Origin of the sequence: Trinickia symbiotica, assembly GCF_003028655.1 — a bacterium.
Lineage (GTDB): Bacteria > Pseudomonadota > Gammaproteobacteria > Burkholderiales > Burkholderiaceae > Trinickia > Trinickia symbiotica_A.
In genome coordinates this window covers 427,946-440,736 of the sequence record NZ_PYUC01000002.1, presented here as the reverse complement: position 1 = coordinate 440,736, position 12,791 = coordinate 427,946, and the positions used below count along the sequence as shown (strand labels likewise).

Genomic DNA, 12,791 nt, shown 5'->3' with positions numbered 1-12,791 from the left:
ACTACGGCGCCAGAAATCCGCCGTGTTATCGGAAATCGGCAAATTTCATGCGGACGCGGCACGAGGCTAGATAAAGCTCGCGCCACCGTTGACGGGCACCGTTTGGCCCGTGATGAACGCGTTGCCAACGAGCATCAACACGACATCCGCGACCTCGGCGGCTTCTCCCAAGCGGCCGACCGGCAGTTTAGCGGCGACGTTCGATTCCTTGAGCGGTCCGGCCATTTCCGTGTCGATCGGTCCCGGCGCCACGGCGTTGACGGTGATGCCTTCGCGCGCGAGGCGCGCCGCATAGCCGCGTGTGAGGCCCTCCAGGCCGGCCTTCGATGCATTGTAGTGGACCCCGACGATGCCTGGGCCGCGCGCCGCGGCTGACGAAACGTTGACGATGCGGCCCCACTGCTTCGCGCGCATGCCGGGCAGCGCCGCTTGCGTGCAGAGAAACGCCGATTTCAGATTGACGGCGAGCGTGCGATCGAATTCGGCTTCGGTCAGGTCGGCGAAGTCGACGATCGTGGCCGTGCCGGCGTTGTTCACGAGCACGTCGATTGTGCCCAGGCGCGATTCGACCTCTTGAAACATGGCTTTGACTTCGTTGCCGATCGAAACATCGGCACGGACGGCGATCGCGCGGCCTCCGGCGCGTTCAATCGCCGCGATGACCTCGGCGGCTTCATTCTCGCGTTGCCGGTAGTTGACGGCAACAGCCGCGCCGGCTGACGCCAACGCAATGGAAATGGCGCGGCCGATTCCACGCGAGCCGCCGGTTACGAGCGCGACGCGCGAATTCAGTGCGGTATTTGCGGGCATGGCGAACTCCTTTTTGCAGGTGCACGGGCTGTGCGACTGCTCTGCGGCGCGAGACATTGCGCCGCCCGAGCGTTGCGGGTTTTTTGCTGGCTAGTTTGCGGCCTGCTTGATAATACAAACAGACGTCGCCACGGAGAAACCATGAGCAACGCTGCCATGCGGCTCGACAAAGTACATCACATCGCCATTATTTGTTCGGACTACGAGCGATCGAAGCGGTTTTACACCGACATCCTGGGCTTTCCCGTCATCCGCGAGACGTGGCGTGCGGAGCGTCGCTCCTGGAAGCTCGATCTCGCCGTGGGCGATCACTGCCAGATCGAATTGTTTTCGTTTCCCGACGCGCCGCCGCGGCCTTCCTATCCGGAGGCAAGGGGCCTGCGCCACTTGGCGTTCAGCACTGACAACATCGACCGGTGCGTCGACTGGCTCATCGAAAACGGGGTCACGGTCGAGCCGGTTCGGCTCGACGAGCTGACCGGTCAACGCTTCGTGTTTTTCAGCGACCCCGACGGATTGCCGATCGAGCTCTACGAGGAAGCCGTCGGCGGCTGCTCCGGCGGCGAACCCGGCTCCGCGGGCTGACCGGGGGCGGGCTCCGGCGTGCCGATATCAGGCACATCCTCCGGCCTGCCGGGCGTCGGAGGGTTCGGAATGGTAGGCTGATCGGGGATAGGGGGATCCGAGGACATCTGGCCTCCTGCGTGTGTGACGCCGCATACGCACCGGCGACATGCGGGCATTGTCGGTATCGGGCGAGCATCGCCCGTTCCCGGCGGGTACGCGAAGTGCGTCCCGGTACGTATCGATCGCGAACCCAGGCCCCAACCGCCGCACTCAATCGTCAGTACTGCGAATCATGGCTCACGCCGATGCCGTTGTCGGATTCCACAGCGAATGGGCGAGGGTAGGCGCACTGCGCATGCATGCCGTCGCGGCGCCAGGCCCTCAGCGGCCCAGGGGTCTGCCGTTCGTCCTCGTGCACGGGCTCGGCCTCTCGCACGAGTACATGATGCCGACAGCGGAGTGTCTCGCGCGCAGGTTCGAGGTCTTTGTCCCCGATTTGCCGGGCTTCGGCGAAAGCGAGCATCCGGATCGTGTGCTCGACATCGGCGAGATGGCGGACGCGCTCGTCGCGTGGATGGATGCGACGGGGCTCGTGCGCGCCGCGTTGCTCGGCAACTCGCAGGGATGCCAGGTCATCATCGACCTCGCCGCGCGCTATCCGGAGCGCATCGCGGCGGGTGTCCTGCAAGGGCCCACCACCCCGCCCGAAGAGCGCTCATGGCTACGCCAGTTCATTCGTTGGCGGCAAAACGCTCCGTACAATCCGCCCGAACTCGATACGATCAGCCACGAGTCGTATCGCAAAAGCGGCTACCTGCGAATTCTGCGCACGTTCCAATACGCGCTCGACGATGCGCTCGAAACGAAGTGCCAACGCATTCGCGTGCCGATGCTCGTCGTGCGCGGACAGCACGATCCGATCTGCCACGAATCGTGGGCGGAAGATCTGGCCGCGCGCTTTCCGGCCGGCCGAATCGTGCTGATCCCGCGCCAGGCGCATACGATCGTCTACACTGGGCCGGCCGCGCTGGCGTCGGTCGCGGCTCAATTCATCGAGGAATGCGCGGAGCTTGGGGCCGGCCCTGAGCCGCAGGGTCGAAGGCGAGACGGTGCGACGAGCGGCTCGTGATCGCATCGCGCTCGAGCCGCCTAACTCGCGCTCGTGGCCCGTTCCTTCTCCTGCGTATCGAGCAGCACGCCGCCCGCCGCCGCGGCGAGCACGATCATGATCGTCCCGACGACCCACGAGAAGTACCAGGCCCCGTAGTCCCCGACCACCACGCCGGCGACGATGGCGACGACAGCAGCCGCCATCAACATCACGAAATGCAGAAACGTCTTCATTGAGCACTCCTAAATAAGTATCGATTTGTCGGTGTATCGATTTGTCGGTGCGAATCAATACGCATGTGGGTCCGAGGCGACATGCCCGGCCTTGACCTTGCCGCGCATGACGTAGAAAGCCCAGCTCGTGTAGGCGAGAATCGCCGGCATGAAGACGCCGGCCCATCCCGCCATCCAGATGAGCGTCGTGCGGCTCGACACGGCGTTCCAGATCGTCAGGCTCTGAGACGGGTCGCTCGACGACGGCATGAGGAACGGGAACATGCTCGCGCCGACCGAGCCGATCACGCCGATCCATGCAAGTGCGCCGGACCACCAGGCCAGCGTCGACCGATTGGCGCGCACCATCAGGAAGCCGAACATCATCGCGCTGAAGCCGAGCGCCGGCACCAGCCAAAGGATGGGTGCGTGGCGATAGTGATCGAGCCAGGCCCCTGCCGCGAGCCGCACGGTTTGTTGCAGCGGCGTTTGCGCGGCCCCGGGCGCCGGCGCTTGCAAAAGCTGGTAGCCGGATAGCTGACTGACCCATACGCCGCCGATCGCGAACAGCAGGAGCGCGACGACGATCGCGATGCTCGCGGCGCGGCGTGCGCGCTGCTGCAGGGCGCCGGGTTCCGACCGGCCGATCAGCATCACGCCGCCCATGTAGATCGACAGCGACAGCGCCAAGAGCCCGCACAGGATCGCGAACGGGTTCAGCAGGCTCAGGAAGCTTCCCGTGTAGAACGAGGTGAGATCCCAATCGAAGTGGAACGGCACGCCGAGCAACATGTTGCCCATTGCCGCGCCGTAGACGAACATCGGCACGACGCCGCTCACGACGAGCGCCCAATCCCAGACGTTGCGCCACGTTGCGTAAGGGAGCTTGCTGCGGAATTCAAAGCCCAGCGGACGAACGATCATCGTCCAGAGCAACAACAACATCACGACATAAAGCCCCGAGAAAGCGGTGGCATAAAGGAGCGGAAACGCGGCGAAGACGGCACCGCCTCCGAGGACGAACCAGACCTGGTTGCCGTCCCAATGCGGCGCGATTGTATTGAGCGCGACGCGGCGCTCGGTATCGGTCCGGCCCACGAAACGCAACAGCGCGCCGACGCCCATGTCCATGCCGACCATCGTCGCGAGGCCCATCAGCAAGACGCCGAGCAGTGCCCACCAGATCAACTTGAAGACGAGATACAGTTCCATTTCACTGCTCCGTGCGCAGGGAGACGAGCGCGGCCTGCGCGGTGACGAGCTCGCCCGAGCGCGCGGGAACCGGGCGGCGCGGCTTTTCGTCGGCATGGCCGCAGCGATCGCCGTGGTCTTCGGGACCTTGCCGTATCGCTCGGACCATCAGGTAAATCTCGACGACGGCGAAGATCGAATAGATCAGCGCGAAGCCGACTAGCGAAAACACGAGGTATTCGACGCTGTGCGTCGATGCCGACATCCAGGTCGGCAGTACGCCGAAGACCGTCCACGGCTGGCGACCGACCTCAGCGGTCAACCATCCCGCCTCGCAGGCGATGAACGGCACCGGAATCATCCAAGGCGCGAGCTTGAGAAACGTACGCTGTCGATCGACGTCGCCGCGCAGCGAGAGGATCACGGAGATGACGAAGTACGCGAGCATCAGCAGCCCGCAGCCCACCATGATGCGGAAGACCCAGAAGATCACGACGACGTTGGGAATCGCATCCTTCGATGCCTTCACGATGTCGGCCTCGGTCGCCTTCGAAACATCCTGACCGGCTGCGTAACGCTTGACGAGAAAGCCGTAGCCGAGATCGGCCTTGTGCGCTTCGAACTGCGCGAGCGCAGCCGCGTTCGTCGGATCGGCGCTGAGCACCTTCAATGCCTCGACGGCGGGAATCCCGTTTCGAATGCGCTGTACCGCGTCGGCCTCGATTCGATCGATGCCGGGTACGGTCTTGTCGAACGTATGGGTCAGAAGCGGAGTCAGCACGTACGGAATCTGGACGCTCCAGGTGTTGCGCTGTTCGTTCTGATTCGGCCATGCGGCGACCGTGAACGGCGCGGGCGCCTTCTCGGTTTGCCACATGGCTTCCATCGCGGCGAGCTTCGACGGCTGAGCATGTCCGCCGACGAAGCCGAGCGCATCGCCGAGCGTAATGACGCCCGCCACGGAAAGCACGCCGAAGAGACTCGCGATGCGAAACGAGCGCTTGGCGAGATCCATGTGGCGGCCGCGCAGCATGTAATAGGCGCTCACCGCCGTCACGAAGACGGCGGCCGTCACGTAACCCGCGATGCTCGTATGCACGAACTTCGTCTGCGCGTCCTCGCTGAAAAAGAGCGCGCCGAAGCTCGTCAGTTCCAGACGCATCGTCACCGGATTGAAGAGCGCGCCGTTCGGATTCTGCATGAAGCTGTTGCCGACGAGGATCCAGAGCGCGGACAGGTTGGAGCCGAGCGCGACGAGATAGGTGACGATCAGATGCTTGCCCTTCGAGAGACGCTCCCAACCGAACGCCATCAATCCGACGAAGGTGGACTCCATGAAGAACGCCATCAGGCCTTCGATCGCGAGCGGTGCGCCGAACACGTCACCGACGAAGCGCGAATAAAACGACCAGTTGGTGCCGAACTCGAACTCCATCGTGAGGCCGGTCGCGACACCGAGTGCGAAGTTGATCAGGAAGAGCCGGCTCCAGAACTGCGTCATGTCGCGGTAGATCTTCCGGCCGGTGATCACGTAGACGGTCTCCATGACCGCGAGCAGAAACGACAGACCGAGCGTCAGCGGGACGAACAGAAAGTGGTACAGCGCTGTGACGGCGAACTGCAGCCGCGACAGTTCCACCACGGTGTCGCTAATCATTTGATGGGTGCTCCAATGCAAGCCGTTGTCGAAACTGCGGATGGCGGGCGGCGGTGGTGTCACGATAGCGATGGACGGTATCGTGGGCCGTCGCCGCCTGCGCCCAGGCGAACTTCTCCGATCGGCGTGGAAGGTCGAATGCGGGGGAGAGCCAACGTTGAGAATTCTAGTTAAGCGAGCGACGAATCATTGCGGCATACCGTCGCAACGAGATGGGCCAAGTTGTCGCAGGCAGCTCGACAACGCGAGCGTTTCCGTCACGGCTTGCCACCGGTGCGACGAATTGCGCAGTCCGCGCGGCACGCGGTTCTGCTAACTTGCGGGCTGACCGCGGTCATCGGCAGGTCGGCTGGTATCAACCGCTCTCTCGCCCTCTCAGCGAGAAGGACGCATACGAAAAGCCGACAGCTTCCCTCGACGTCAGCTTCGCTTCGATATGAGCCCGAGCTTTACCTCTCAGCAAAAGAAGACCCTCGATGCATGGCTCGCGCAACGCGCCGTGCGCATACGTTCGCCGCTCAGACTCTCCGTCGCGGCCGGATTCGTCGCGGGCCTGCTCGTCGTTGCGCAAGCCGCGTTGCTATCGTGGAGCGTGGACAAAGTCGTCGTCGGTCGTGCGTCTCTCACGCAAGTGTGGCCCGTGTTGGCCGTCATGCTGCCGCTGATTGCGCTGCGTTTCGTTGCCATGCAGGCGGCGGAGCGTTTCGCCTTCGTCGGCGCGGCGACGATTCGCACGCAGTTGCGCGGGGAGCTCCTGCGCAAGATTCACGCGCTCGGTCCGGCATGGCTGCAGCGCGAGTCGAGCGGCGCGTTGTCGAGCCATCTCGTCGGCGGCATCGAGGCGCTGGAAGGTTACTACGCGCGCTGGCTGCCGAATCGCGCGCTGACGGCGCTGCTGCCGCTCGCGGTCCTCGTCGTCGTGTTTCCCGTCGATTGGGTTTCGGGGCTCGTGCTCGCGCTGACTGCTCCGCTCATTCCCGTGTTCATGATCCTGCTCGGCAAAGATGCCGTGGCGGCCAACCAGCGCCAATGGCGCACGCTCGCGCGGCTCAGCGCGCGGTTTCTCGATGCGCTTTCGGGCATGACGACGCTGCGGCTCTTCAACGCCGGCCGCCGCGAGGCCGAAGTCGTCGCGCGCGTGTCGGAGGCCTATCGGCAAAGTACGATGTCGGTACTGCGCATCGCCTTCCTTTCATCAGTCGCGCTCGAGTTTCTTTCGACGGTCAGCATCGCGATCGTAGCCGTGCTCATCGGCTTCAATCTGCTTTACGGAAAGATGCATTTTCAGCCGGCGTTTTTCGTGCTGCTGCTCGCCCCCGAGTTCTATTTGCCGTTGCGCACGCTCGGTACGCACTATCACGCGCGCATGGAAGCGATCGGCGCGGCCGAGCGGATCGCGGAAATTCTCGCGACACCGGAGCCGCAACGTGGCGAGGCCAAGCAGAACTTGAAAGCGGCACGCGGCTATGGCATTCGCTTCGAGTCCGTTTCGTTCTCATACGGCGATGGCCGGCCAGCGCTGAACGATCTCGACTTCACGGCGGAATCCGGCAGCATGACGGCGCTCGTCGGCGCGAGCGGTGCGGGCAAGAGCACGGCCTTGAGCCTGCTCCTCGGCTTTGCGCACGCAGACAAGGGGCACATCTGGATCAACGACCAACGGCTCGACGTCCTCGACGATGCAAGCTGGCTCGCCAGTGTGGCCTGGGTTCCGCAGCGCGCGCACGTCTTCGTCGGCAGTGTGCTCGACAACCTGCTGATCGCGCGCCCTGACGCCACGATGGCGATGGTGCGCGAAGCGGCCGCGCTGGCGGGCGCCGATGCGTTCATCGCGGCGCTTGCGCGCGGTTACGCTACGCCGCTCGGCGAGCGCGGAGCGGGGTTGTCGGGTGGGCAGGTCCAACGCCTCGCGCTCGCGCGCGCGTTCCTCAAAGACGCACCCGTCGTATTACTCGACGAGCCTACCGCCCACCTCGACGCGCGCAATCAGGCCCAGATTCACGAGGTCTTGCGCCGCCTCGCGCATGGGCGCACGGTGCTCGTCGTCGCGCATCGTCCCGGGACGGCACGGCTCGCCGACAAGATCGTCGTGCTCGAAGCCGGGCGGGCCATCGAAGCGGGCGCGCATGAAGCGCTGCTAGCCCGGCAGGGGGTCTATGCGCGACTCGTTCGTGCGCATACGCCTGATCCGATCGGTGCGGAGTTCGCGACTCGCCTATGAACGACATGGATGACAAGGATTTGCCACGCGATGCCGCGGCATCGCCGGAGATCACCGGCAACGACGCGCGCACCGATCTCGCGCGCCTCTTCATGTTGTTTCGCCCCTACTGGCGCTGGATGGCGCTCGGGGCCGGCCTGTCGCTCGTCACGCTGCTCGCGAACGTCGCCTTGATGGCGATCGCCGGTTGGTTCATCGCTTCGATGGCGCTGGCAGGGCTGACGCAGGCGGCCTTCGACTATTTCACGCCGGCCGCGGCGATCCGCGCCTGCGCGATCGTCCGAACGGCGGGCCGCTATGTCGAGCGGCTCGTCACGCACGAGGCCACGCTGCGTCTGCTCGCCGAGCTGCGGGTCTGGTTCTTCGTGCGCATCGAGCCGCTTGCGCCGGCCCGACTGTCCGATCTGCGCGGCGCCGATCTTCTCGGCCGTATTCAGGCCGATATCGACAGCCTCAACCACGTTTATCTGCGCGTCTTCGTACCGGTATTCGTGGCGGCGCTCGGCTCGCTCGTCATCGTGGCGGCGGCGGCAGTGGTCAATGCGTCCGCCGCTGCCGTGCTGCTCGTCTTTCTGATTCTTGCCGGTGTCGCACTGCCGGCGCTGCTCTTCGCGCGCGCGAGCGGACCATCGCGCGCGGTCGTCGCGCTGCGCGCGCGAATGCGCGAGACGATCGTCGATAGTCTGCAGGGGCTTGGCGAACTGCGCGTCTATGGGGCCCGTCCTCTCTATGCCGAGCGCGTGGATCGCTTGTCCGAGCATCTGGCGACGGTGCAGGGCGACGTGAGCAGGCTCAACGGTTTCTCGCAAGGCGTCCTCGCCGCATCCGCATCGCTGGCGATGTGGGTCACGTTGCTGCTGACGATTCCGCGCGTAAGCGACGGCACGATGCCGGGTGCCGATCTCGTCATGCTTGCGCTATGGATGCTGGCGAGCTTCGAGGCGGTGCTGCCTTTGCCGCTCGCCATGCAGGTGCTGGGCGAAAGCCTCGCGGCCGCGCGCCGCATCTTCACGCTCGTCGACGCGAAGCCGGCCGTCGCGGATCCCGCGCACGCTGCTGCCTTGCCGTCGGGCAGCGATCTGTCGTTCCGTCATGTGCGGATGCGCTATGGCGACGACGCGCCATGGGCACTCGACGACATTTCGTTCGATCTGCCGGCGCGCGGCCGCATTGCCGTGGTCGGCGAGAGCGGGGCCGGCAAGAGCAGCGTCGCAAATGTGCTGCTGCGGTTCCACGATTATCAGTCGGGCAGCATCCGCTTGGGCGGCGCGGAGCTGCGCGAGTGCGTGGGCGGTGACATACGCGCGCGCATCGCCGTCGTTGCTCAGGACACCTATCTTTTCAACGCGACGATTCGCGACAATCTTCTGATCGCCCGGCCCGATGCGGACCAGGCGATGCTCGAAGCGGCTTGCCGGAGCGCTCAACTGCACGATTTCATCGCGGCGCTTCCGGAGGGCTACGAAACGGAAGTGGGTGAGGCCGGCGCGCGACTCTCGGGCGGCCAGGCGAGGCGCCTCGCCATCGCCCGCGCCTTGTTGACGGACGCGGCGATCCTCGTGCTCGACGAGCCCACCGAGGGGCTCGATACGGTGACGGAGCGTGCGCTGCTAGCCGCGGTCATGAAGCTGATGGAGGGGCGCAGCGTGCTGCTGATCACGCACCGGCTCTCCGCGCTGACCGAGTTGGTCGACGAAGTGCTCGTGATGGAGGGTGGGCGCATCGTCGAGCGCGGCACGCCCGGTGTGCTGCTCGCCGGCGAGCGGTGTGCTGCTCGCCGGCGAGCGATCGCTTCTTCCGCGGTGATCGGGCTCTCGCGCCGCTGACCTCCGAGCGGATCCGCCGCCGGCCCGAGACCTTACGCATTGGGCGGCGGGGCTTCGAGCGCATCGGCCGCGCGCGTGCCTTGCGCCACGACGCGATTGCGCCCGGCCAGTTTTGCTTCGTAGAGCATGCGGTCCGCTTGCTTCAGCAAGTGCGCGACGTCGGCGCCGTCCTTCGGCTGCGCAAATGCAATGCCGAAGCTCGCGGTCATCCGGAAGCTCGTGCCGGAGTCGGTCGGGAGCGCGATGCCGGCGATATCCTCGCGCAAGCGCTCGGCGGCATCGCGTGCGTCGCTGCAGGTGCCCACGCGAGTGATGACGGCGAACTCTTCGCCGCCGATGCGGGCGACGATTTCCGAGCGAGCGAAATGCCGCCGGCTCGCCCGCGCCACGAGACGCAGCGCTTCGTCGCCCACCGCATGGCCGTGGGTGTCGTTGATCCGCTTGAAGTGGTCGATATCGAACATGATGAGCGCGATCCATGTTGCGTCGGTCCGCGGTTCGCCGCAAAGCGCTTGCGCCTGCTTTTCGAAAGCGCGACGGTTGAGCAGGCGCGTGAGCGGATCGGTCTCGGCCATGAGCGCGAGTTCCTGCATCAAGCGGACGCGTTCCGCTTCGAGCCGCGAGCGCTCGACGCTCGTGGCTTTCAGCACCTCGATCGCGTCGAACATTTCCCGGACTTCGCCGTGCACGGACGGTACCACGACCTCCTTCGTGAGATCGCCGCACGCGATCGCGCGAATGGCCGTCGTGGCTTGGGCGAACGGACTGACTACCTCGCGGCGCAACTTGCGCACGATCCAGCCGAGCACGGCAAGCAGCGCGAATTCGCCGATGCCCGTTGCGGCGAAGGCGCACAGCGCCAATGCGCGGTTGCGTTGCAATTCTTCCTGCGCGGCATCGAGGATTGCATCGCGAAACGCGACGATCGAGCTCATGTCCGGGACGTAGTGCGCCGCAAATACGGCGGTCGTGGTGTCGGCGCCGCCAGGCCGGCTAGCCAGCGCTTCGATCGTACGGAAGTAGGTCAAGTCCTCGCCGAAATACCGGATATGCATCGTATTGAAGGCTTGCGTGGCGAGATCGGGGTGGTCTGCCATGCGCAGATCCAGCATGGTCTGCAATTGGTCGATCCGGCCGCGTGTGTGCTCGATCGTGAGCTTCTCGTCGAGCGTCAAGGGCCGACGCATGGCCAGCGCGCCGGTCAGATGCGAGCCGAGGCGTCCTGCCTGCTCCCGCAGCTCCGCCGTGAGCCTCGCCATCATCAGACAGTTGAGCGTGCCCGCGTCGCCGCGAGCGACAGTCGTCGATTCAGACAACAGCAAAGGCGCGATGCCGTCTACGACGGCGAACATCTGCCGCACGGCCGCTTGTACGGCGTCGTTCTGGCGCAGCGAGCGGGGCTGGCGGGCGAGACGGTCGACGTTGGCGCGCGCCTGCGCGAGCTGCGCCTTCCATTTCGTCACCATCGTCAGCGCGGTAGCGCACTGACGACATTCGATGGGCTCGAGGGTGGCGGTCAACTCGGCGATCGACTCGTCGCTGGCGAGGCGTGCGCGCGAAAGGGCGACCGCCTGGGGTGCCGGGGTCGGCACATCCTCGCCGAGCACGGCGTTCATCGGGCCCCGCTCGGCCGAGACTTTTTCCATCACGACGAAAGCCGCGCGCAGCGATACGAAACTCTTTTCGGATCTGTCCGCCACGACGAATGCCGACCATGCATGCGCCAGCAGCCAGGAGCAAAGCGCGAGGATCGGCACGAGCGCCAGTGCGATGACTACGTTGAAGCGGCGCCCCATCGGCATCCGCGCCAGCAAGGTATTGAGCATGATGGATCCGGCATGGGCGGCCCCGGGGGAAACGCGAGGTGGCGTTGCCGCGAATCCACCGCGGCGCGCGCCTCATGCCGTCGGCTGCTGTCGCGTTCTCGCGCTTGGGGCCGCTTCTGCCCGTCTTATCGGCCACGGGCGCCGGATCTTTAGGACAACCAAGCGTTTTTCCTCTCTGGATTAGGGAATTCCTTACAGCCGAGCGGGGCGCGTTATGGCATTTTCCTATGCGCATCGCGTACGATCTTGCGATGCATCGTCCTGCGGCCGCGCTCGCGGCCATGGTGTTCACGCTTAGGACATGTTTTCCGCCGGCTCTACCGGCGGCCCCATTTTGAATTGCCTCATGCACCTCAGCCGAGTCGTCCGTAATCGTTGCTCCGCCGGCGTTCGAGCGAGCGGGGCATGCCGCTGGCATCCGTGGCTCGCGCTGATCGTTTCGCTGGTGGTGATCGCGTCGCCGCCCGCGTTCGCGGAGCACTTCAGCATCGTCTACCCGCGCGCGTCGAACCGCGTGGACGGGAGAGCCGAATTCATCAAGGCCCTCATTCAGCTTGCGATGAGCGAGACGCATTCGGATTGCACGATCGAGCCCTCGCGCGATGTCATGGAGCGGTCCCGTGCGCTGCGAGAGCTCGCCGACGGCAAGACAGTCAACCTCCATTGGGCGAGCATGTCGGCGAGCGACGAGGCGAACTTGCGGCCGATTCGCATTCCGTTGTATCGCGGCCTGATCGGATTGCGCGTGTTCATCATACGAAAGGACCGCCAGCCCGAGTTCGATCGTATCGACGATCTCGATCAACTGAAGAAATTGACGGCGGGGCAGGGCTTTAGCTGGGTGGATGTCGGCATTCTCAGAAACGCGGGCCTCAAGGTCGAGACGTCGACCTACGATTTGCTCTTCAACATGACGGAAGCGGGACGAGTCGACTATTTCCCTCGCGGGCTGGTCGAGGCCGGCGCCGAAGTGGCCGCGCGGCGCGCAGCCGACCCGGACCTCGTCGTCGAAGGCCATCTGCTCCTCGCTTACCGCTCCGACTTTATTTTCTATACGAACAAACAGAACGAGCGTCTCGCCGAGACGCTCGAGAAAGGGCTCGCGGCCGCCTACGCGGACGGCTCGTACATGCGGCTCTTCAACAGCGACCCCTATGTCCAAAATGCGCTTGCCATGACGGCGCCCGCGCGGCGGAAGATCATCTGGCTACCCAATCCGTATCTCTCCGCCGCAGACCGGCAAATCCCCGACAAGTACTGGATGTCGCTCAGCGAATGAGTGGGCGGCGAGCGCGGGGTAAGGATTTTCTGACGCGATATTCATCGTTTTGCGCGGCCGTTTCACGGATTTTCCTGACCATTGGCGCGAA

General features: G+C 64.9%; 10 protein-coding genes. 5 read left to right on the top strand and 5 right to left on the bottom strand.

The genetic code is table 11. The features are described 5' to 3' along the window. Window positions 1-66: 66 nt before the first annotated feature. Complete coding sequence (locus C9I57_RS05440; RefSeq protein WP_107149605.1) at window positions 67-810, bottom strand: SDR family NAD(P)-dependent oxidoreductase; 744 nt, start codon at window positions 808-810, stop codon at window positions 67-69. A 141-nt stretch (window positions 811-951) separates the two neighbouring features. Between C9I57_RS05440 and gloA2 the strand changes: the two genes are divergently transcribed. Together gloA2 and C9I57_RS05430 are read left to right on the top strand one after the other, a co-directional pair. Continuing rightward, on the top strand, window positions 952-1,395 hold the full coding sequence (gene gloA2 / locus C9I57_RS05435) for an SMU1112c/YaeR family gloxylase I-like metalloprotein (RefSeq protein WP_219909853.1): 444 nt from the start codon (window positions 952-954) through the stop codon (window positions 1,393-1,395). A 274-nt stretch (window positions 1,396-1,669) separates the two neighbouring features. Continuing rightward, on the top strand, window positions 1,670-2,506 hold the full coding sequence (locus tag C9I57_RS05430) for an alpha/beta fold hydrolase (RefSeq protein WP_107149604.1): 837 nt from the start codon (window positions 1,670-1,672) through the stop codon (window positions 2,504-2,506). 20 nt (window positions 2,507-2,526) lie between these two features. Here the strand turns inward: C9I57_RS05430 and C9I57_RS05425 are convergent, their stop codons facing one another. The 3 genes from C9I57_RS05425 to C9I57_RS05415 are packed head-to-tail and all read right to left on the bottom strand — an operon-like array spanning window position 2,527 to window position 5,548. After that, window positions 2,527-2,721, bottom strand: coding sequence for a hypothetical protein (locus C9I57_RS05425; RefSeq protein ID WP_107149603.1), 195 nt, complete (start codon window positions 2,719-2,721; stop codon window positions 2,527-2,529). 54 nt (window positions 2,722-2,775) lie between these two features. Then, the gene (cydB, locus tag C9I57_RS05420) at window positions 2,776-3,912 is read right to left on the bottom strand and encodes a cytochrome d ubiquinol oxidase subunit II (protein WP_107149602.1); all 1,137 of its coding nucleotides are present in this window, start codon (window positions 3,910-3,912) and stop codon (window positions 2,776-2,778) included. A 1-nt stretch (window position 3,913) separates the two neighbouring features. Beyond that, window positions 3,914-5,548, bottom strand: a complete 1,635-nt coding sequence (locus C9I57_RS05415; protein ID WP_107149601.1) for a cytochrome ubiquinol oxidase subunit I — start codon at window positions 5,546-5,548, stop codon at window positions 3,914-3,916. Window positions 5,549-5,984: 436 nt separating this feature from the next. Here C9I57_RS05415 and cydD point away from each other — a divergent pair, with 436 nt between their 5' ends. Both cydD and cydC read left to right on the top strand, forming a co-directional pair. Then, window positions 5,985-7,769: a thiol reductant ABC exporter subunit CydD gene (gene cydD / locus C9I57_RS05410; RefSeq protein WP_107149600.1), complete on the top strand. Its 1,785-nt coding sequence runs from the start codon at window positions 5,985-5,987 to the stop codon at window positions 7,767-7,769. Next, window positions 7,766-9,595 (top strand): thiol reductant ABC exporter subunit CydC, encoded by a 1,830-nt coding sequence (gene cydC, locus C9I57_RS05405; RefSeq protein ID WP_258187511.1) that lies wholly within the window; start codon window positions 7,766-7,768, stop codon window positions 9,593-9,595. The genes cydD and cydC overlap by 4 nt, the downstream gene beginning before the upstream one ends. Before the next feature lie 32 nt (window positions 9,596-9,627). On the opposite strand, the gene C9I57_RS05400 is transcribed toward cydC, so the two are convergent. Further along, the gene (locus tag C9I57_RS05400) at window positions 9,628-11,421 is read right to left on the bottom strand and encodes a GGDEF domain-containing protein (protein ID WP_258187510.1); all 1,794 of its coding nucleotides are present in this window, start codon (window positions 11,419-11,421) and stop codon (window positions 9,628-9,630) included. 346 nt (window positions 11,422-11,767) lie between these two features. Between C9I57_RS05400 and C9I57_RS05395 the strand changes: the two genes are divergently transcribed. Further along, a complete protein-coding gene (locus C9I57_RS05395) occupies window positions 11,768-12,700 on the top strand; it encodes a substrate-binding periplasmic protein (protein WP_107149599.1) in 933 nt (310 codons plus the stop codon). The last annotated feature ends 91 nt before the right edge of the window (window positions 12,701-12,791 follow it).

What these genes read in the sequence shown, in the direction of transcription:
- C9I57_RS05440 (WP_107149605.1), bottom strand. Translation starts at nt 810, where the DNA reads ATGCCCGCAAATACCGCACTGAATTCGCGCGTCGCGCTCGTAACCGGC.
- gloA2 (WP_219909853.1), top strand. Translation starts at nt 952, where the DNA reads ATGAGCAACGCTGCCATGCGGCTCGACAAAGTACATCACATCGCCATT.
- C9I57_RS05430 (WP_107149604.1), top strand. Translation starts at nt 1,670, where the DNA reads ATGGCTCACGCCGATGCCGTTGTCGGATTCCACAGCGAATGGGCGAGG.
- C9I57_RS05425 (WP_107149603.1), bottom strand. Translation starts at nt 2,721, where the DNA reads ATGAAGACGTTTCTGCATTTCGTGATGTTGATGGCGGCTGCTGTCGTC.
- cydB (WP_107149602.1), bottom strand. Translation starts at nt 3,912, where the DNA reads ATGGAACTGTATCTCGTCTTCAAGTTGATCTGGTGGGCACTGCTCGGC.
- C9I57_RS05415 (WP_107149601.1), bottom strand. Translation starts at nt 5,548, where the DNA reads ATGATTAGCGACACCGTGGTGGAACTGTCGCGGCTGCAGTTCGCCGTC.
- cydD (WP_107149600.1), top strand. Translation starts at nt 5,985, where the DNA reads ATGAGCCCGAGCTTTACCTCTCAGCAAAAGAAGACCCTCGATGCATGG.
- cydC (WP_258187511.1), top strand. Translation starts at nt 7,766, where the DNA reads ATGAACGACATGGATGACAAGGATTTGCCACGCGATGCCGCGGCATCG.
- C9I57_RS05400 (WP_258187510.1), bottom strand. Translation starts at nt 11,421, where the DNA reads ATGCTCAATACCTTGCTGGCGCGGATGCCGATGGGGCGCCGCTTCAAC.
- C9I57_RS05395 (WP_107149599.1), top strand. Translation starts at nt 11,768, where the DNA reads ATGCACCTCAGCCGAGTCGTCCGTAATCGTTGCTCCGCCGGCGTTCGA.